The organism is Bacillus sp. PK6-025, assembly GCF_056530265.1.
On sequence record NZ_CP096509.1, the window covers coordinates 75,345 to 95,000 of the forward strand.

The following is a 19,656-nucleotide window of genomic DNA, read 5'->3' on the forward strand; positions in this document are numbered from 1 at the left end:
TAAATCAAATTTCTTCTGGCGATGATGGAACTAAATCAAGATATCTTTGTCCAGGAGGAATAAAAACGATGAAAAAGGGGCACTTGAATCAAATCCTGCTTTTGACGGACGGCTGTTCAAACCGCGGCGAAGACCCGCAGGCCATGGCCGCCTTTGCGAAGGAGCAGGGAATTACCGTGAATGTGATTGGGATTATGGACGAGCATGAAATGGATCAGGAGGCGATGAAAGAAGTTGAAGGGATCGCCCTCGCAGGCGGGGGAGTTCACCAGGTTGTTTACGCGTCGCAGCTGTCGCAGACCGTTCAAATGGTGACAAAAAAGGCGATGACGCAAACCCTTCAAGGCGTTGTCAATAGTGAGCTCAAACAAATTCTCGGCAAGCATACCGAAATGGATGAACTGCCTCCTGATAAACGCGGTGAAGTTATGGAAGTCGTAGATGAGCTCGGCGAGACCGTACATCTTCATGTATTGGTTCTTGTCGATACAAGCGCGAGCATGAATCCGAAGCTGCCGACTGTTAAAGAAGCATTGATAGACCTTTCCATCAGTCTCAATTCAAGAATCGGCGAAAATGAATTTGCGATGCTTATATTTCCCGGGAAAAAACAAGAGGTCGAGCTTGTGCTTGATTGGACCCCGAAGTTTGAATCTCTTTCTTCAATATTTTCCAAGCTTTCAGCCGGCGGCATTACGCCGACAGGACCCGCAATACGAGAGGCGATTCAGCATTTTAACAAAATCGGCTCAAGAAGGAGAATGTTAGAAGACGATGAAAAACGCTTCGACGAGTTTGGCGGCTAGTCTAAAGCCGGGTGCAGCCGTTGTTGGAAAGTGGAACAATCATTCCTACAAGATCATCAGACAGCTTGGAAAAGGGGCGAATGGCGTTGTGTATCTGGCCGATTCGGGAAAGGGCCGCGTTGCATTAAAAGTGAGCGATGACAGCCTGTCCATTACCTCGGAAGTGAATGTTCTGAAATCTTTCTCAAAGGCCCAGGCAAAAGCAATGGGGCCTTCTTTTTTTGATGTGGATGACATGATGGTTGCGGGTGCGGGCAAAAAACTTTCATTTTATGTCATGGAATATATTGAAGGTCCGCTTCTTTTAAGATATGTAAACGAAAAAGGCGAGGAATGGATACCGGTGCTGATCAGCCAGCTTCTCTCAAGTTTGTCGGCCATTCATCGCGAAGGATGGGTGTTTGGAGATTTAAAGCCCGAGAATTTAATCGTGACGGGCCCGCCGCCGCAAATCCGCTGCATTGATGTGGGCGGGACGACAAAAGAAGGCCGGGCAATCAAGGAATATACAGAGTTTTTTGACAGAGGCTATTGGGAATTTGGAACCCGTAAGGCTGAGCCTTCGTATGATCTGTTTTCAGTCGCCATGATTATGGTGAACTGTGCGGTGAAAAAAGAATTTAAAAAGACAGCAAGACCTCAGGAACAGCTTATGTCAGTCATCGACGGACAGCCGTTTTTAAAGCGGTATAAGCCGGTTCTTGCTTCTGCTTTAAAAGGAAGCTATCGAACAGCTGATGAAATGAAGGGAGACCTCCTGGCAATCGGACGGCCGGCCAGAATGCAAAGCAGCCGCCAGTCGAGAACCGCCCGCTCTTCATCGGCATCCGCCCCGTCTCAAGGCCCGCGGCATAAGCGGGGGACGCCTCAGCAGCAAATGTTAAGAAGCGGGCGCAGAAAGCAAAGAAACAGTTCTAAATCCGGCGGTGTTTTTGAAACGCTGCTGATCGTCGTAAGCGTTCTTGCCCTTTACTTTGCGTATATCGTTCTCTTTTTTATTTAGCTCTGCTTTGCCGGCGGATAGCTCTTCTTTGCAGGGACCGATTGAAAGTGTTAGGATATTTATATCTTTTGAAATACACCCTGCTCTTAGTGGGAGGACATTGTGAAAAGTATTGAAGATTTCATGAGAAAATACGAACTGTCATTTGATGGAGCGACACTGGTTGCAGGCGTCTCCGGCGGGCCTGATTCGATGGCGCTGCTGCATGCTCTGCAACGTACGGTTCCTGCCTCGGCGACGCTGATTGCCGCACACGTCGATCATATGTTCAGAGGCGAAGAGTCTGAGCATGATATGCGGTTTGTTCAGGACTACTGCGAGGCGGAAGGCATACAATGCGAGGCGGTGCAAATCGATGTCCAGACATTTGCCGCGGAAAACAATCTGAATAAACAGGCTGCTGCGAGAGAATGCCGGTATGCGTTTTTTCAAGAATTAATGAAAAGGCGCCGGGCTGAATACCTGGTTCTGGCTCATCATGGCGATGATCAGGTGGAAACGATGCTGATGAAGATGGCAAAAGGCACTGTCGGGCTCGGGCTTGCTGGAATTCAGCCAAAGCGCCGTTTTGACAGCGGCTGGCTGCTTAGGCCGTTTCTAAGGCTGTCAAAGGATGATCTTTTGGCTTACTGCAAAGAGAATCGAATACCGTATAGAACCGATCCGAGCAACAATGAGGATGATTACACAAGGAACCGGTTCAGGCACCATGTTCTCCCTTTTCTGAAGAAAGAGTCGGAAGATGTCCATAAAAGGTTTCAATCCGTAAGTGAATTCCTGACAGAAGACGAATTATACTTACAGGCATTAACGAAAGGCAAAATGAATACAGTAATCACAAGCAAGTCAAGTTCCGGTGTCGAAATCAGCATCGATCGGCTTCTTGCGCTCCCTATGCCTTTACAAAGAAGGGGAGTTCATCTAATATTAAACTATCTTTATGAAAACGTTCCATCAGCGTTTTCAGCCCATCATATTCAAGTGTTTCTGGATTGGATTTCACAAGGTGGACCATCCGGTTCCCTTGATTTTCCGAATGGGCTAAAAGTTGCAAAATCTTATCATACATGTTTGTTTACATTTCAGCGTTTACAATGTGAAAATGTTTCCTATCATTATGAAATAAGCGGGGCAGACGAAGAAGAACTGAAGCTTCCCGACGGCTCCTCCCTTCATGTGAGCGGACCCGGTTCAACCCGGAAGCTGCAAGGAAACGATGTTTTTGCAACAAGTCCCAAGCAGGTTCAATTCCCCCTTTATGTACGGACAAGGCAAAACGGAGACCGAATCAAACTTAAAGGGATGAACGGCTCAAAAAAGGTTAAAGATATATTTATTGATGAAAAAGTGCCTCTTGCGAAAAGAGACAGCTGGCCCATTGTAACAGACGCGGTTGGAAACATTATTTGGATACCTGGTCTGAAAAAAACCATTTTTGAGGAACTTGATGTTACAAACAATGATCGCATTGTATTACAATATAGACAGCATGAAAAGTGTAGGGGGCTAGCAAAGAATGAAACAGGATATTGAAAATATCTTGATCTCAGAAGAAGAGATCCAAAAGAAAGTCAAGGAGCTGGGCGCAACTCTGACAGAAGAGTACAGCGGCAAGTTTCCGCTGGCAATCGGTGTGTTAAAGGGAGCCATGCCGTTTATGGCTGATCTTTTGAAGCATATTGATACATATTTGGAAATGGATTTCATGGATGTATCAAGCTACGGCAGTTCAACGGTTTCTTCCGGAGAGGTAAAAATCATTAAAGATTTGGACACATCTGTAGAGGGCCGTGACATCTTAATTATTGAGGATATCATCGACAGTGGGCTGACCTTGAGTTATCTTGTAGAGCTTTTCCGATACCGCAAAGCAAAATCGATTAAGATCGTAACCCTTCTTGATAAACCAAGCGGACGAAAAGCGGATATCAAAGCGGATTACGTCGGCTTTGAAGTTCCCGATGCATTCGTTGTCGGATATGGTCTCGATTATGCTGAACGCTATCGTAACCTTCCGTACATCGGAGTGCTGAAACCTGCGGTTTATGAGAGCTGATTCGGGCTTGTTAGCGAAAGGGATATCTGTTGTATTGGAACGATTTTCTATGATACTATTGAACATAGTTGTGCTTACTGTGGGAGGAGGTAAGGAATGAATCGGGTCTTCCGTAATACCATTTTTTATTTACTTATTTTATTAGTTGTGATCGGAGTTGTGAGCTACTTCCAAACCGCAAATCCGAAAACAGAAAATATGACGTATAGTGACTTTGTTTCAAACCTAGATAAAGGGAAGGTTGAAAATGTCTCCATCCAGCCTGTCAGGGGCGTGTACGAGGTTCGGGGACAGCTGACGACCTATGAGAAAGATCAATATTTCCTGACCCATGTTCCTGAAGGAAAAGGGGCAGATCAAATTATTGATCAAGTGAAAAAAACGAAGATACAAGTAGAACCTGCACAGGAAGCAAATGGATGGATGACGTTCTTTACCACCATCATCCCTTTTGTTATTATCTTCATTCTTTTCTTCTTCCTGCTTAATCAGGCTCAAGGCGGCGGAAGCCGTGTTATGAACTTTGGAAAAAGCAAGGCGAAGCTCTATACAGAAGAAAAGAAACGCGTCAAATTCAAAGATGTGGCAGGAGCGGATGAAGAAAAGCAAGAGCTTGTGGAAGTCGTTGATTTCCTCAAGGATCCCCGCAAGTTCGCTGAACTCGGAGCAAGGATTCCGAAAGGCGTGCTTTTGGTCGGACCTCCGGGTACCGGTAAAACATTGCTGGCGAAAGCTTGTGCCGGAGAAGCAGGGGTGCCTTTCTTCAGCATCAGCGGTTCTGACTTCGTTGAAATGTTCGTCGGGGTTGGTGCATCACGTGTTCGCGACTTATTCGAAAACGCTAAGAAAAATGCACCGTGTCTGATTTTCATCGATGAAATTGATGCTGTCGGACGCCAGCGGGGAGCAGGTCTTGGCGGAGGGCACGATGAACGTGAACAGACGCTCAACCAGCTTCTTGTTGAAATGGACGGATTCAGCGCCAATGAAGGAATCATCATTATCGCTGCGACAAACCGCGCCGATATTTTAGACCCTGCATTGCTGCGTCCGGGACGTTTTGACCGTCAAATTACAGTTGACCGCCCAGATGTTAAAGGCCGTGAAGCTGTACTTCAAGTACACGCAAGAAACAAGCCGCTTGATGAATCCGTAAACTTAAAAGCGATCGCGATGCGGACGCCTGGATTCTCAGGTGCAGATCTTGAAAACCTTTTAAATGAAGCGGCTCTCGTAGCAGCGCGTCAAGATAAGAAAAAGATCGATATGCGAGACATCGATGAAGCGACAGACCGCGTCATCGCCGGACCTGCAAAGAAAAGCAGGGTCATTTCGAAAAAAGAACGCAATATCGTGGCTTATCACGAGGCGGGACACACTGTAATCGGACTTGTCTTGGATGAAGCGGATATGGTGCATAAAGTAACGATCGTACCGCGCGGCCAAGCGGGCGGATACGCCGTTATGCTTCCTAAGGAAGACCGTTATTTCCAAACCAAACCCGAACTTCTCGATAAGATCGTCGGCTTGCTTGGAGGCCGTGTAGCTGAAGAGATCATCTTCGGTGAGGTCAGCACGGGTGCCCATAACGACTTCCAGCGCGCTACAGGCATTGCCAGACGAATGGTAACTGAATTCGGTATGTCTGAAAAGCTCGGTCCTCTTCAATTCGGACAATCGCAAGGCGGGCAAGTGTTCTTGGGACGCGATTTCAACAATGACCAAAACTACAGCGACGCGATTGCGTATGAAATCGATAAAGAAATTCAGCGCTTCATTAAGGAATGTTATGAACGTGCAAAAACAATCCTTACTGAAAATCGCGACAAACTTGAGCTGATCGCTCAAACATTGCTGGAAGTTGAAACGCTCGACGCTGAGCAAATCAAACATTTGTCTGAGCACGGAAGACTTCCTGATCGCACATATTCGGATGATCAGGAAAAGACAGACGATGTGAAAGTCAACATCAATAAACGAGATGACGAAGAAAAAAACGAGGATGAGAAAGAGTAACGACTCATTTCCGCCTCTTCAGGAAAACTGCCAAGCTCTGCTTTTGGCAGTTTTCTTTTTTTATGGTTAAAAAACCTCTTTGGAAAATCTTTGTTCACTACGATTTGATTCGTTTACAAACAGAATCGGCATCGTGTATTGTATGATGGTAGAATGTTTTATGCCCAAGTAAGAGAAACTAGTCAAAAGTGGTGATCAGAATGTTGCTTGTTATAGATGTGGGAAATACAAACACCGTCCTTGGCATCTACCACGAAGGAGAGCTCGAATATCATTGGCGGATTGAGACAAGCCGCCATAAAACGGAAGATGAATTCGGCATGCTTCTTCGTTCTTTATTTGATTATGTCGGACTGATGTTTGACCAGATCGAAGGAATTATTATTTCATCAGTTGTACCTCCGATCATGTTCTCCCTCGAAAGAATGTGTATTAAATATTTTCAGATCGAGCCTCAGATTGTCGGTCCGGGAATGAAAACAGGATTAAACATAAAATACGATAATCCGAAAGAAGTCGGAGCAGACCGCATTGTAAATGCAGTGGCGGCTATTCATCTCTATGGGAGCCCCCTGATTGTCGTTGATTTTGGAACCGCTACGACGTACTGTTATATTAACGAGCGCAAGGAGTACATGGGCGGTGCGATCGCGCCGGGCATCACGATTTCAACTGAAGCGCTTTATTCGAGAGCTGCCAAGCTTCCCAGAATTGAAATTGCACGGCCCGATCATATTGTCGGCAAAAGTACGGTCAGCGCGATGCAGTCCGGAATCCTTTACGGCTACGTCGGACAGGTTGAAGGCATTGTCAAACGGATGAAATGGCAGTCCAAGAAAAATCCGAAAGTCATTGCGACGGGAGGTCTTGCTTCCTTGATAGCAGACGAATCGGACTGCATCGATATCGTTGACCCGTTCCTTACATTGAAGGGACTAGAGCTTATTTATGAACGGAATCGTGTTGAAAGTGTATAGGAGGATGAGGTATGGATTATTTAGTGAAAGCCATCGCATATGACGGCAAAGTGAGAGCATATGCAGCGAATACAACAGAAACGATTCATGAAGCCCAAAGAAGGCATAACACATGGCCTACCGCTTCCGCCGCTTTAGGAAGAACGATGACGGCGGCTGTCATGCTCGGTGCCATGCTGAAAGGCGAAGACAAGCTTACCGTCAAGATTGAAGGAGGCGGACCTATCGGCGCGATTGTCGCTGACGGAAATGCAAAAGGAGATGTCAGGGGCTACGTGTCCAATCCGCACGTTCATTTTGACTTAAATGAACACGGCAAACTGGACGTCAGAAGAGCCGTCGGTACGTCCGGCACACTAAGCGTAGTAAAAGATCTCGGTCTCCGCGATTTATTTACAGGCCAGGTTGAGATCGTTTCCGGAGAAATCGGCGAGGATTTTACATATTATCTCGTATCTTCTGAACAGGTTCCTTCTTCGGTGGGTGTAGGGGTGCTCGTCAACCCCGACAATACGATTTTAGCTGCAGGCGGATTTATCCTTCAGCTGCTGCCGGGCACGGACGATGAAACAATCACGAAGCTTGAAACAAACCTTTCTCAAGTGGAGCCCATTTCAAAGCTGATTCAGAAAGGTTTGACACCTGAGGAAGTGCTGGCTGCGGTATTGGGAGAAGAACCGGAAATACTGGAAACCGTTCCTGTCCGGTTTACATGCAATTGTTCAAAAGAGCGTTTCTCAGGAGGCATCATCGGTCTTGGCAAAGATGAAATTCAACAGATGATTGATGAAGATGGCCAAGCTGAGGCTCAATGCCATTTTTGCAATGAAAAGTATCTGTTTACAAAGGAAGAGCTTGAAGCGCTTCGAGATGAAATATAAGCCCGCTATGCAGTAGCGGGTCTTTTACAATGGGGAAAGGGGAGACACCATATTGAAATCAAGAACACTTTGGCCGATTATTTTAGGTGCGATCTTTGTCAACTGTATCGTGATCGCGTATGTTTTGACGAAATCGCAGACTGCTTCTTCACCGTCCGCTCAAGAAGTCATTGCACATATCGGAAAAAACGGCATCACGCGTGAAGAATGGCTGAGCGAAATGGAAGAGCGCTATGGAAAATCAACGCTTGAAGATATGATCAACGACCGCGTTGTTACCCAAATGGCCGAAAAAAATAAGATCAAAGTGTCTGATGAAGACATTGAAAGAGAATTTCTGCTGATTAAAGCTGTATACAATTCCTTCTACGAAGACGAAGCCACAACAGAAAAAGAATGGAAAGAGCAGATCAAGCATAATATTCTTCTAGAAGAGCTCCTGACAAAAGATATTGTCATTTCTGACAGCGAATTGAAGTCATTCTATAACAAAAATAAGGACTTATATAAATTCGATGATTCTTATCGCCTCAAGCATATCGTTGTCAAAGATAAAGACGAAGCAGAACAAGTTCTTAAAGAGCTGAAGGAAGGATCCAGCTTTGAAGCGGCCGCGGCTGAACATTCGACTGACCGGTATACGTCTCCTTACGGCGGCGACCTCGGGTTCGTCAATGATCAGCACGAAAACATTCCGGCCGAATATTTAGAGAAAGCTGAGCAGCTAAAGGAAAATCAATGGGTGGATGAACCGATTAAAACGAGCCAAGGCTATGCAATCATCCAGCTCAAAGAAAAGCTCCCGGGGCAAGCTTTCACTTACAGCGAAGTGAAAAATCAAATCAGAAGGCAGATCGCGATGGATCAATTAGGCGACAAAGCTTCGGTGAAGACACTTTGGAAAGATGCGAAAGTATCTTGGTTTTATGACGATAAAAAATAAAGATTGACAAAATATTTTGATATTGATAAATTAGATATAATCCCAATAAAATTACTCGGAAATTGAGGTGTTCAAATGGTTCGCGTTGCAAACTCTGTTTATGACTTAATCGGAAATACACCTGTCGTTAAATTAAATCGACTAGTTGATGAAGACAGTGCTGAAGTATATGTGAAACTGGAGTATATGAACCCTGGAAGCAGCGTAAAAGACCGGATTGCGCTTGCCATGATAGAAGATGCTGAAGAGAAAGGCCTTCTGAAAGAAGGAGATACACTGATTGAACCGACCAGCGGAAATACGGGAATCGGACTTGCCATGGTCGCTGCAGCGAAGGGCATCAAAGCGATTCTTGTTATGCCTGATACAATGAGTTCTGAGCGCCGCAACCTTCTGCGTGCATATGGAGCTGAGCTTGTGCTGACTCCGGGTGCTGAAGGAATGAAAGGCGCGATTAAAAAAGCGGAAGAACTGGCTGAGGAGCACGGCTATTTTATGCCTCAGCAATTTAACAACCCTGCGAACTCAGAAGTTCACCGCCGCACAACGGGAAAAGAAATCGCCGAACAATTCGGAGACGGTTTAGATGCATTCATTGCAGGTATCGGAACCGGCGGAACGATAACAGGTGCCGGAGAAGTCCTGAAAGAAAAAAATCCGTCCATCAAGATTTTCGCGGTGGAACCGACTGATTCTCCTGTTCTTTCCGGAGGAAAACCAGGTCCGCACAAAATTCAGGGAATCGGAGCGGGATTCGTTCCGAAAATCTTGAATACGGAAATTTACGATGAAATCATCACAGTGAAAAACGAAGAAGCCTTTGAATTTGCCCGTAAAGCGGCGAGAGAAGAAGGAATTCTCGGAGGAATTTCTTCGGGTGCTGCGATCTGTGCTGCTCTTCAAGTCGCTAAAAAGCTTGGGAAAGGCAAAAAAGTTCTCGCTGTTCTTCCTAGTAACGGAGAGAGATACTTAAGCACGCCTCTTTATCAATTTGAATAGGCTCCAGTTGAAACGGGAGGCTGCCGACAATGTCGGCGGCCTTTTGTTTTTCACGGGCGAAGCCCTTTTAAAAGCTCGGTGTCCTTGAGTGAACATGCTCAAGGACTTTTTTCTATATTGGAAATGAAATTCTCTTTTCCTAGAAAAAAGATATGCATTACAATAAGGACATTAGACTAACGGCAGAGGAATGATATGATGAGACAACGAAGGCCTGTAGCCAGAGCGTTCCCATTTTCCAATCAACGGTTTTTAGAGCAATTTGAAAGCCTGTCGAAAGGAAAGCAGTACCGCGTTCTGCTCGAAAGTGCGAGAGGCGGAGAATACAGCATAGCCGGGCTCGACCCTGTCGCAATAGCAAAAGGGAAAGACGGCATCACGACGATTCAATACAAAGGGGACATCATATTCAAAGAGGGGGATCCGTTTCAGCAGTTTTCTCAGTGGTTTGAAACGCTGAAAACGGAGACGGTTGCAGATTTTCCCGACTTTCAGGGCGGGGCTGTCGGTTTTCTAAGCTATGACTATGCCCGATATATTGAGAAATTCAAAATCCTGTCTATCGATGATCTGCAAACGCCGGATTTATTCTTTCTCGTATTTGATGATATAGCCGTCTATGATCATAAGCAGCAGCAGCTTTGGGTGATTACCCACACCGTTGAAGAATCGCCGGCCGCTTCGGAAGAGAAACTGGACAGGCTTGAGCAAATGTGGAAGACGGAACATCCGAAGACCGCTGGCGGTCATCAATCAAATGATAATAAAAGCCCGTCATTCGCAGCTTCATTTACAGAAGCCGGCTTTTCTCAGGCTGTTGAGAAGGTGAAGCAATACATTGCAAGCGGCGACGTATTTCAGGTGAACCTTTCTGTTCGCCAGTCGGAGCGCCTGTCTGCGCCTCCTTATGAGGTATACAAAATGTTAAGAGAAATCAACCCTTCGCCATACATGTCCTACTTGGAAACCCCGGATTTTCAAATCATCTGCGGGTCGCCCGAACTGCTCATTAAGAAAAAGGGCACCAGGCTTGAGACAAGACCGATTGCCGGGACGAGATCCCGCGGGGCGGATGAAGCGGAGGATGAAGCGCTCGCGAACGAACTGATCATGAATGAAAAAGAGCGCGCCGAACATGTGATGCTCGTTGATTTAGAGCGTAATGACCTCGGCAGGGTCTCCAAGTACGGTTCGGTCAGGGTCGATGAATTCATGGTGATTGAGAAGTATTCCCATGTCATGCATATCGTCTCTAATGTGTGCGGGGAACTAAGGGACGAATGCGATGCCGTGGATGTCATCCATGCCGTGTTTCCCGGCGGTACGATTACAGGAGCGCCGAAAGTTAGAACGATGGAAATTATAGAGGAGCTTGAGCCGACGAGACGGGGGCTTTATACTGGTTCTATAGGATGGTTCGGATATAATCAGGATATGCACTTTAATATCGTTATCCGAACGATATATGTGAAAGCGGGCCAGGCGTTCATGCAGTCCGGAGCTGGAATCGTCATCGATTCCAACCCTAAGCATGAATATAAAGAGTCAATTAAAAAGGCCCTGGCGATGAAAAAGGCGCTGCAGTTGAGTGAAGAAGAGAAAAAAGAGCAGAGGAGAGCTGAGATATGATTCTAATGATCGACAATTACGATTCATTTACGTACAATTTGGTTCAGTATTTAGGCGAGCTTGGCGAGGAGTTAGTCGTCAAGCGGAACGATGAGATCACGCTTCAGGAAATAGAGGATATGTCGCCTGACTTTTTGATGGTATCTCCCGGTCCTTGCAGTCCGGATGAGGCCGGGATCAGCCTTGAAGCGATCCGCCATTTTGCCGGGAAGATACCGATTTTCGGGGTCTGTCTCGGACATCAGTCGATCGCCCAGGTTTTCGGAGGCGATGTCGTCAGGGCGGAACGGTTAATGCATGGGAAAACTTCCGAAATCTTGCACGACGGGTTGACGGTCTTTAAAGACTTGGAACATCCGCTCACGGCTACGAGGTATCATTCGTTGATCGTCAAACCGGATACGCTGCCCGGTTGTTTTGTGACATCGGCTTGGACGGAAGAAGGGGAGATTATGGCCATCAGGCATAAAGAACTGCCTATTGAAGGCGTTCAGTTCCATCCGGAGTCGATTATGACTGCCTCCGGAAAAGAAATGCTGAAGAATTTTATTGAGACTTACCGAAAGAAAGTGAACACATGATCATTTACCTGAACGGTCAATATGTGAAGGAGGAGGAAGCAAGACTTTCTCCTTTTGACCATGGTTTTTTATACGGAATCGGGGTATTTGAAACGTTCCGCCTTTATGAAGGGGAGCCCTTCCTTTTAGACTGGCATATGGACAGACTGAACAACGCTTTGGAACAGCTGAGAATTGAGCTTGAGCTGACAAAAAGCGAAGTGCTTGCCATTCTTGACAGGCTGCTTCAGTTGAATCAGCCCCCAAATCTGGATGCCAAGGTCCGGTTAAATATATCTGCCGGTCCCGGTGACTCAGGTCTTTTTCCTGATTCATACAAAAAACCCGGTGTTATGGTGATGATGAATCCTTTTCATCCTGAATCGGTTCCGGTTGAAAAGGAGGGTGTCATTTTACAGGTCCGACGCAATACGCCAGAAGGTCCGTTCCGCTTGAAATCACATCACTTTTTAAATAATCTGTTCGGAAAAAGAGAGCTCGGACCAGACGCTGCCAAAGAAGGGATTTTTCTTACCGAAGGCGGAGCTGTAGCCGAAGGGATCATTTCCAACATTTTTTGGGAAAAAGACGGTTGTGTGTATACACCTTCTCTTGATACCGGCATATTAGGCGGCGTCACCCGGCGTTATGTCATCGAGCGCCTTGCAGATATGGGAATCGAAGTTATGCAGGGGGTATACCCTTTAAAGGAGCTTCTCTTTGCGGACGAAGCATGGATGACCAATTCCGTTCAGGAAATCGTTCCATTCCGGAGAATCGGCAGCACTCAATTTCCGGGAAAGGATGGAAATTTGTCGAAGCGTCTGCAAGAGGCATACACTAACGATAGAAAAGCAGCAAAAGACTATATTTCAATTAAAGGGTGAAGGATATGGCGCTTCAAACAGCGGTGCGTTCAAAGAAGTTGACCGCAAAGCAATACACATTGTCTTATGAAGATAAAACATTGATCATGGGGATTTTAAATGTGACGCCCGATTCTTTTTCAGACGGCGGAAAATATAACAGCATCGACCGCGCCGTTATTCATGCAAAGCAAATGATCGAAGACGGCGCCCATATCCTTGATATCGGAGGAGAATCAACGAGGCCGGGGGCGGAAAAGGTTTCTCTTGATGAGGAGCTGTCAAGGGTCATACCTGTAATTGAAAAACTTGTTCAGGAAATCGACGTGCCGATTTCTGTTGACACTTATAAAGCAAAAGTGGCGGATGAAGCCCTTAAGGCCGGTGCAACGATTATCAATGATGTCTGGGGAGCAAAAGCAGACCATGACATGGCCCGGGTTGCGGCCGCTCATAATGTGCCGATTATCTTGATGCATAACCGCGAGGAACGAAATTATAAGGACTTGATCCCGGACATGCTGTCTGATTTGATGGAATGTGTGAGCATTGCAAAATCAGCAGGCGTTCAAGATCATCACATCGTACTTGATCCGGGTATCGGCTTTGCCAAAACGTATCATGACAATCTGGCGGTCATGAACCAGCTTGAGAAATTCAGCGAACTCGGATACCCGGTTTTATTGGGGACGTCACGCAAAAAATTTATCGGCCGCGTTCTGGATCTGCCGCCTGAGGAGAGGGCGGAAGGCACGGGCGCGACGGTATGCCTCGGTATTCAAAAAGGGTGCGATATCGTCAGGGTGCATGACGTCAAGCAAATTTCCAGGATGGCAAAAATGATGGATGCCATGATTGATAAAGGAGGCGTTTATCATCGATAAAGTGTATGTAGAGGGCATGGAGTTTTACGGATATCACGGTGTTTTCAAAGAAGAAAACAAACTTGGCCAAAGATTCCGCGTTGATCTGACAGCATTTCTAGACTTAAGCGAAGCCGGAAAAACGGATCGTATTGATGCCACCATTAATTATGCTGATTTGTATAAGCTGTGCAAAGAGGTTGTGGAGGGAGAGCCGGTCAACCTTGTGGAGACCCTCGCAGAAACGATTGCCGCAAAAGTGCTGAAGCATTTTGAAGCGGTTCAGGAATGCACGGTCAAAGTCGTCAAGCCTGACCCGCCTATACCGGGACACTATAAATCGGTGGCCATCGAGATGACGAGGAAACGACAATGAACAATTCGGCATATATAGCGCTCGGCTCGAATATCGGCCAGCGGGAAGAATATTTAAAAAAAGCTGTCTCTCTCCTCCATCAACATCCGTCTGTACAGGTGACAGACATCTCGTCGATTTATGAAACAGATCCTGTCGGGTATACAGACCAAGATCTATTTTTAAACATGGCTGCAGCTGTTAAAACATCTCTTTCACCGTTTGAATTGCTTGATTTGACTCAGCGTATTGAAAAAGAACTCGGCCGCAAACGCGACATCAGATGGGGGCCGAGAACTGCAGACCTTGACATTTTGTTGTATAATCGTGAAAATATTGAGACAGAGCAACTTATCGTTCCTCATCCTAGAATGCATGAACGTTTGTTTGTGCTCATCCCGCTGCTGGAGATTTATCCCGAGCTTGAGGGAGCTGTCAATCATGCGAAAAATCAAGAAGGTGTAAGAGTATGGAAGCAGAAATCTGGGGTAGACGAATTCGTGCATATCGAAAGCTGAAGGGTTATACTCAAGAAGGGTTTGCAAAAGCATTGGGTATATCCGTTTCTGTGCTTGGTGAAGTAGAACGCGGGAATCGTATGCCGTCGGAGAGCATGCTCAGGGATGTAGCCAATACTTTAAATATAACAGTGGAGGAATTATCTCCATCAGAAGAATAAGAAAGGAGGACTAAAAATGTTTAAAATCGGTGATATAGAATTAAAAAACAGGGTTGTGCTTGCGCCGATGGCCGGTGTCTGCAACTCCGCCTTCCGCTTGACGGTTAAGGAATTCGGAGCGGGTTTGGTCTGCGCCGAAATGGTCAGCGATAAAGCGATCCTTTACAATAATGCAAAAACGATGGGAATGCTTTATATCGATGAACGTGAAAAACCGCTCAGCCTGCAGATCTTCGGCGGCGAAAAAGAAACGCTTGTCGAAGCGGCGAGGTTTGTTGACCAAAACACAACTGCGGATATTATTGATATAAACATGGGATGTCCGGTGCCAAAGATTACAAAATGTGATGCAGGAGCCAAATGGCTGCTTGATCCGAATAAAATTTATGAAATGGTTTCTGCAGTAGTGGAGGCTGTTGACAAGCCGGTGACCGTAAAAATGAGAATGGGCTGGGATGAAGACCATATCTTTGCCGTTGAGAATGCGAAAGCTGTAGAGCGCGCAGGCGGAAAAGCGGTCGCTCTTCACGGGCGGACCCGCGTGCAAATGTACGAAGGAACGGCAAATTGGGATATTATCAAAGAAGTGAAGCAGTCCGTTTCAATACCGGTAATCGGAAACGGTGATGTCAAAACTCCGCAAGATGCAAAACGCATGCTTGATGAAACAGGGGTTGACGGTGTCATGATCGGCCGTGCAGCGCTGGGTAATCCGTGGATGATTTACCGTACGGTTCACTATTTAGAAACAGGCGAATTGAAAGATGAGCCGAAAGTGCGTGAGAAAATGTCTGTCTGCAAACTTCACCTTGACCGATTAATCGGACTGAAAGGCGAAAATGTTGCGGTTCGCGAAATGAGAAAGCACGCAGCCTGGTATTTAAAAGGCATAAGAGGAAACGCAAAGGTCCGGAATGAAATTAATCATTGCGAAACGAGGGATGAGCTCGTTCAGCTTTTAGACGCGTTTACGATTGAAGCCGAGGCAAAAGAGCTTCAGGATGCAAAAGTAGGATAAATCCGACCTCTGCTCACTGCCAGTTTTCACTGGCAGTTTTTCTGCTTTTTTCCTGAAAGACTAAAAGTAACGGAGTGATATATGATGAGTCATGAAGAGCATAACCATGAAGAATTAAACGACCAGCTGCAAGTCAGACGCGATAAAATGAATCAATTGAGAGAAAACGGGAAAGATCCTTTCGGGCAGCGTTTTGACCGCACCCATCAATCAACTGATCTCATTGAATCATATAATGAATTCTCAAAAGAAGAATTAGAGGAAAAAGCAATTGAAGTGACGATTGCCGGCCGGATGATGACAAAGCGTGGAAAAGGAAAAGCGGGATTCGCGCACATTCAGGATTTAAAGGGCCAGATTCAGATCTATGTCAGGAAAGACAGTGTCGGTGAAGAGCAGTACGAATGGTTTAAAAGCTCTGACCTCGGGGACATTGTCGGCGTTACAGGCGTCATGTTTAAAACGAATGTTGGCGAATTGTCTGTCAAAGCTACATCCTTTGATTTATTAACAAAAGCACTTCGTCCGCTTCCGGACAAATATCACGGATTAAAAGACATCGAACAGCGCTACCGTCAGCGTTATTTGGACTTGATCGTAAACCCGGAAAGCAAAAATACGTTTATTACGCGCAGCAAAATCATTCAATCGATGAGAAGATACTTAGATGACCACGGATACTTAGAAGTTGAGACGCCTACGATGCACGCGATTCCGGGCGGAGCGTCTGCCCGTCCGTTCATTACGCATCATAATGCGCTTGATATGCCGCTTTACATGAGGATCGCTATCGAGCTCCATTTGAAAAGGCTGATTGTCGGCGGATTGGAAAAAGTCTATGAAATCGGACGTGTATTCAGAAATGAAGGAGTTTCCACACGGCACAATCCTGAATTTACAATGATTGAACTTTACGAAGCTTATGCTGACTATAAAGATATTATGAGCTTGACGGAAAACCTTATCGCTCATATTGCACAAGAAGTGCTTGGCACTACAACCGTTCAATACGGAGATTATGAAGTTGACCTCAAGCCTGAATGGAAGAGACTTCATATGGTCGATGCTGTTAAAGAAGCCACCGGTGTAGACTTCTGGAAAGAAGTATCGGTAGAAGAAGCAAGAACATTCGCGAAAGAACACGGAATTGAAATTTCTGAAAGCATGTCAGTAGGACATATCATTAATGAGTTCTTCGAGCAAAAAGTTGAAGAAACGTTGATTCAGCCTACTTTTATATACGGACACCCTGTGGAGATTTCTCCGCTTGCTAAGAAAAACCCTGAAGACCCTCGATTTACAGACCGTTTTGAGCTGTTTATCGTCGGCCGTGAACACGCGAATGCATTTACTGAATTAAATGATCCTATCGACCAAAAAGAACGCTTTGAAGCTCAATTAAAAGAACGTGAAGAAGGAAACGATGAAGCGCATATGATGGATGAAGACTTTGTCGAAGCACTGGAGTACGGAATGCCTCCTACCGGCGGTCTTGGAATCGGCATTGACAGACTGATTATGCTTTTGACGAATTCTCCTTCAATCAGGGACGTTTTACTATTCCCGCAAATGAGACATCGTTAAATGACGTTTGGGCAGCAGCCGTGTAACAAGCGGCTGCTGCGCATTTAAAACAAATTAAATTTTTTCTCAAAAAAGTATTGCACAATCATAAATACGGTGGTATATTATTATTCGTTGCCGCAAAACGGCGGCGAAAGAAAAAAAGAACTTAAAAAAAGTTCTTGACTTAATATCCGAGATTGGATATAATATAAAAGTCGCTTTAATAATGATCTTTGAAAACTAAACAAGACAAACGTACCTGTTAATTCATTAAATAAATCGTACATGCGAATGTGCGTAGTCATTATCAAACTTCATGGAGAGTTTGATCCTGGCTCAGGACGAACGCTGGCGGCGTGCCTAATACATGCAAGTCGAGCGGACAGATGGGAGCTTGCTCCCTGATGTTAGCGGCGGACGGGTGAGTAACACGTGGGTAACCTGCCTGTAAGACTGGGATAACTCCGGGAAACCGGGGCTAATACCGGATGCTTGATTGAACCGCATGGTTCAATTATAAAAGGTGGCTTTTAGCTACCACTTACAGATGGACCCGCGGCGCATTAGCTAGTTGGTGAGGTAACGGCTCACCAAGGCAACGATGCGTAGCCGACCTGAGAGGGTGATCGGCCACACTGGGACTGAGACACGGCCCAGACTCCTACGGGAGGCAGCAGTAGGGAATCTTCCGCAATGGACGAAAGTCTGACGGAGCAACGCCGCGTGAGTGATGAAGGTTTTCGGATCGTAAAACTCTGTTGTTAGGGAAGAACAAGTACCGTTCGAATAGGGCGGTACCTTGACGGTACCTAACCAGAAAGCCACGGCTAACTACGTGCCAGCAGCCGCGGTAATACGTAGGTGGCAAGCGTTGTCCGGAATTATTGGGCGTAAAGCGCGCGCAGGCGGTTTCTTAAGTCTGATGTGAAAGCCCCCGGCTCAACCGGGGAGGGTCATTGGAAACTGGGGAACTTGAGTGCAGAAGAGGAGAGTGGAATTCCACGTGTAGCGGTGAAATGCGTAGAGATGTGGAGGAACACCAGTGGCGAAGGCGACTCTCTGGTCTGTAACTGACGCTGAGGCGCGAAAGCGTGGGGAGCGAACAGGATTAGATACCCTGGTAGTCCACGCCGTAAACGATGAGTGCTAAGTGTTAGAGGGTTTCCGCCCTTTAGTGCTGCAGCAAACGCATTAAGCACTCCGCCTGGGGAGTACGGTCGCAAGACTGAAACTCAAAGGAATTGACGGGGGCCCGCACAAGCGGTGGAGCATGTGGTTTAATTCGAAGCAACGCGAAGAACCTTACCAGGTCTTGACATCCTCTGACAACCCTAGAGATAGGGCTTCCCCTTCGGGGGCAGAGTGACAGGTGGTGCATGGTTGTCGTCAGCTCGTGTCGTGAGATGTTGGGTTAAGTCCCGCAACGAGCGCAACCCTTGATCTTAGTTGCCAGCATTCAGTTGGGCACTCTAAGGTGACTGCCGGTGACAAACCGGAGGAAGGTGGGGATGACGTCAAATCATCATGCCCCTTATGACCTGGGCTACACACGTGCTACAATGGGCAGAACAAAGGGCAGCGAAGCCGCGAGGCTAAGCCAATCCCACAAATCTGTTCTCAGTTCGGATCGCAGTCTGCAACTCGACTGCGTGAAGCTGGAATCGCTAGTAATCGCGGATCAGCATGCCGCGGTGAATACGTTCCCGGGCCTTGTACACACCGCCCGTCACACCACGAGAGTTTGTAACACCCGAAGTCGGTGAGGTAACCTTTTGGAGCCAGCCGCCGAAGGTGGGACAGATGATTGGGGTGAAGTCGTAACAAGGTAGCCGTATCGGAAGGTGCGGCTGGATCACCTCCTTTCTAAGGATATTATACGGAATATAAGACCTTGCGGTCTTATAGACAGGTGCGTTTAGATCTTGTTTAGTTTTGAAGGATCATTCCTTCAAAGCGTGTTCTTTGAAAACTAGATAACAGTAGACATCACATTCAATTAGTAAGCAAGATATCACGTAGTGATTCTTTTTAACGGTTAAGTTAGAAAGGGCGCACGGTGGATGCCTTGGCACTAGGAGCCGATGAAGGACGGGACGAACACCGATATGCTTCGGGGAGCTGTAAGCAAGCTTTGATCCGGAGATTTCCGAATGGGGAAACCCACTGCTCGTAATGGAGCAGTATCCATATCTGAATTCATAGGATATGAGAAGGCAGACCCGGGGAACTGAAACATCTAAGTACCCGGAGGAAGAGAAAGCAAATGCGATTCCCTGAGTAGCGGCGAGCGAAACGGGAACAGCCCAAACCAAGAGGCTTGCCTCTTGGGGTTGTAGGACACTCTGTACGGAGTTACAAAAGAACGAGGTAGATGAAGAGGCCTGGAAAGGCCCGCCATAGGAGGTAACAGCCCTGTAGTCAAAACTTCGTTCTCTCCTG

The 19,656-nt window shown here is 46.4% G+C and carries 18 protein-coding genes and 2 rRNA genes (1 of these 20 cut by a window edge); all 20 read left to right on the top strand.

What is annotated here, in order from left to right:
* Window positions 1-68: 68 nt before the first annotated feature.
* The gene (locus tag M1D67_RS00410) at window positions 69-806 is read left to right on the top strand and encodes a vWA domain-containing protein (RefSeq protein WP_023855976.1); all 738 of its coding nucleotides are present in this window, start codon (window positions 69-71) and stop codon (window positions 804-806) included.
* Window positions 775-1,809 carry a protein kinase domain-containing protein gene (locus tag M1D67_RS00415; RefSeq protein ID WP_035337495.1) on the top strand — a complete coding sequence of 345 codons (1,035 nt, stop codon included), beginning with the start codon at window positions 775-777 and terminating at the stop codon, window positions 1,807-1,809. The genes M1D67_RS00410 and M1D67_RS00415 overlap by 32 nt, the downstream gene beginning before the upstream one ends.
* A 102-nt stretch (window positions 1,810-1,911) precedes the next feature.
* A complete protein-coding gene (gene tilS / locus M1D67_RS00420) occupies window positions 1,912-3,342 on the top strand; it encodes a tRNA lysidine(34) synthetase TilS (RefSeq protein ID WP_035337494.1) in 1,431 nt (476 codons plus the stop codon).
* Window positions 3,326-3,865 (top strand): hypoxanthine phosphoribosyltransferase, encoded by a 540-nt coding sequence (hpt, locus tag M1D67_RS00425; RefSeq protein ID WP_003178236.1) that lies wholly within the window; start codon window positions 3,326-3,328, stop codon window positions 3,863-3,865. The genes tilS and hpt overlap by 17 nt, the downstream gene beginning before the upstream one ends.
* A 96-nt stretch (window positions 3,866-3,961) precedes the next feature.
* Window positions 3,962-5,881, top strand: coding sequence for an ATP-dependent zinc metalloprotease FtsH (ftsH, locus tag M1D67_RS00430; protein WP_020449823.1), 1,920 nt, complete (start codon window positions 3,962-3,964; stop codon window positions 5,879-5,881).
* 200 nt (window positions 5,882-6,081) lie between these two features.
* Window positions 6,082-6,858: a type III pantothenate kinase gene (locus tag M1D67_RS00435; RefSeq protein ID WP_003178242.1), complete on the top strand. Its 777-nt coding sequence runs from the start codon at window positions 6,082-6,084 to the stop codon at window positions 6,856-6,858.
* An 11-nt stretch (window positions 6,859-6,869) separates the two neighbouring features.
* Window positions 6,870-7,739, top strand: coding sequence for an Hsp33 family molecular chaperone HslO (gene hslO / locus M1D67_RS00440; protein ID WP_020449824.1), 870 nt, complete (start codon window positions 6,870-6,872; stop codon window positions 7,737-7,739).
* A gap of 52 nt (window positions 7,740-7,791) precedes the next feature.
* Window positions 7,792-8,682: a peptidyl-prolyl cis-trans isomerase gene (locus tag M1D67_RS00445; RefSeq protein ID WP_026578991.1), complete on the top strand. Its 891-nt coding sequence runs from the start codon at window positions 7,792-7,794 to the stop codon at window positions 8,680-8,682.
* A gap of 75 nt (window positions 8,683-8,757) precedes the next feature.
* Complete coding sequence (gene cysK, locus M1D67_RS00450) at window positions 8,758-9,681, top strand: cysteine synthase A (protein WP_020449826.1); 924 nt, start codon at window positions 8,758-8,760, stop codon at window positions 9,679-9,681.
* A gap of 198 nt (window positions 9,682-9,879) precedes the next feature.
* The gene (locus tag M1D67_RS00455) at window positions 9,880-11,310 is read left to right on the top strand and encodes an anthranilate synthase component I family protein (RefSeq protein ID WP_025809565.1); all 1,431 of its coding nucleotides are present in this window, start codon (window positions 9,880-9,882) and stop codon (window positions 11,308-11,310) included.
* Window positions 11,307-11,891 carry an aminodeoxychorismate/anthranilate synthase component II gene (gene pabA / locus M1D67_RS00460; protein ID WP_026578989.1) on the top strand — a complete coding sequence of 195 codons (585 nt, stop codon included), beginning with the start codon at window positions 11,307-11,309 and terminating at the stop codon, window positions 11,889-11,891. Before M1D67_RS00455 ends, pabA begins: the two co-directional genes overlap by 4 nt.
* A complete protein-coding gene (pabC, locus tag M1D67_RS00465) occupies window positions 11,888-12,757 on the top strand; it encodes an aminodeoxychorismate lyase (RefSeq protein ID WP_020449829.1) in 870 nt (289 codons plus the stop codon). Before pabA ends, pabC begins: the two co-directional genes overlap by 4 nt.
* A 5-nt stretch (window positions 12,758-12,762) precedes the next feature.
* Complete coding sequence (gene folP / locus M1D67_RS00470; protein ID WP_025809561.1) at window positions 12,763-13,620, top strand: dihydropteroate synthase; 858 nt, start codon at window positions 12,763-12,765, stop codon at window positions 13,618-13,620.
* Window positions 13,613-13,975 (top strand): dihydroneopterin aldolase, encoded by a 363-nt coding sequence (gene folB, locus M1D67_RS00475; protein WP_023855968.1) that lies wholly within the window; start codon window positions 13,613-13,615, stop codon window positions 13,973-13,975. The genes folP and folB overlap by 8 nt, the downstream gene beginning before the upstream one ends.
* Window positions 13,972-14,472, top strand: a complete 501-nt coding sequence (gene folK, locus M1D67_RS00480) for a 2-amino-4-hydroxy-6-hydroxymethyldihydropteridine diphosphokinase (protein ID WP_020449832.1) — start codon at window positions 13,972-13,974, stop codon at window positions 14,470-14,472. Before folB ends, folK begins: the two co-directional genes overlap by 4 nt.
* Window positions 14,424-14,633 carry a helix-turn-helix domain-containing protein gene (locus M1D67_RS00485; protein WP_031304995.1) on the top strand — a complete coding sequence of 70 codons (210 nt, stop codon included), beginning with the start codon at window positions 14,424-14,426 and terminating at the stop codon, window positions 14,631-14,633. The genes folK and M1D67_RS00485 overlap by 49 nt, the downstream gene beginning before the upstream one ends.
* Window positions 14,634-14,649: 16 nt before the next feature.
* A complete protein-coding gene (gene dusB, locus M1D67_RS00490; protein ID WP_020449833.1) occupies window positions 14,650-15,651 on the top strand; it encodes a tRNA dihydrouridine synthase DusB in 1,002 nt (333 codons plus the stop codon).
* An 84-nt stretch (window positions 15,652-15,735) separates the two neighbouring features.
* Complete coding sequence (gene lysS / locus M1D67_RS00495) at window positions 15,736-17,235, top strand: lysine--tRNA ligase (protein WP_023855967.1); 1,500 nt, start codon at window positions 15,736-15,738, stop codon at window positions 17,233-17,235.
* Between the two features lie 295 nt (window positions 17,236-17,530).
* A 16S ribosomal RNA gene (locus M1D67_RS00500) occupies window positions 17,531-19,080 on the top strand.
* A 170-nt stretch (window positions 19,081-19,250) separates the two neighbouring features.
* Window positions 19,251-19,656, top strand: a 23S ribosomal RNA gene (locus tag M1D67_RS00505); it runs 2,524 nt beyond the window's last position.
* Together the 16S and 23S rRNA genes form the textbook arrangement of a ribosomal RNA operon.

Bases quoted from the DNA above. Each gene is read 5' to 3' on its own strand.
- M1D67_RS00410 (WP_023855976.1), top strand. From the start codon at position 69: ATGAAAAAGGGGCACTTGAATCAAATCCTGCTTTTGACGGACGGCTGT.
- M1D67_RS00415 (WP_035337495.1), top strand. From the start codon at position 775: ATGAAAAACGCTTCGACGAGTTTGGCGGCTAGTCTAAAGCCGGGTGCA.
- hpt (WP_003178236.1), top strand. From the start codon at position 3,326: ATGAAACAGGATATTGAAAATATCTTGATCTCAGAAGAAGAGATCCAA.
- ftsH (WP_020449823.1), top strand. From the start codon at position 3,962: ATGAATCGGGTCTTCCGTAATACCATTTTTTATTTACTTATTTTATTA.
- M1D67_RS00435 (WP_003178242.1), top strand. From the start codon at position 6,082: ATGTTGCTTGTTATAGATGTGGGAAATACAAACACCGTCCTTGGCATC.
- hslO (WP_020449824.1), top strand. From the start codon at position 6,870: ATGGATTATTTAGTGAAAGCCATCGCATATGACGGCAAAGTGAGAGCA.
- cysK (WP_020449826.1), top strand. From the start codon at position 8,758: ATGGTTCGCGTTGCAAACTCTGTTTATGACTTAATCGGAAATACACCT.
- M1D67_RS00455 (WP_025809565.1), top strand. From the start codon at position 9,880: ATGAGACAACGAAGGCCTGTAGCCAGAGCGTTCCCATTTTCCAATCAA.
- pabA (WP_026578989.1), top strand. From the start codon at position 11,307: ATGATTCTAATGATCGACAATTACGATTCATTTACGTACAATTTGGTT.
- pabC (WP_020449829.1), top strand. From the start codon at position 11,888: ATGATCATTTACCTGAACGGTCAATATGTGAAGGAGGAGGAAGCAAGA.
- folP (WP_025809561.1), top strand. From the start codon at position 12,763: ATGGCGCTTCAAACAGCGGTGCGTTCAAAGAAGTTGACCGCAAAGCAA.
- folK (WP_020449832.1), top strand. From the start codon at position 13,972: ATGAACAATTCGGCATATATAGCGCTCGGCTCGAATATCGGCCAGCGG.
- M1D67_RS00485 (WP_031304995.1), top strand. From the start codon at position 14,424: ATGGAAGCAGAAATCTGGGGTAGACGAATTCGTGCATATCGAAAGCTG.
- dusB (WP_020449833.1), top strand. From the start codon at position 14,650: ATGTTTAAAATCGGTGATATAGAATTAAAAAACAGGGTTGTGCTTGCG.
- lysS (WP_023855967.1), top strand. From the start codon at position 15,736: ATGAGTCATGAAGAGCATAACCATGAAGAATTAAACGACCAGCTGCAA.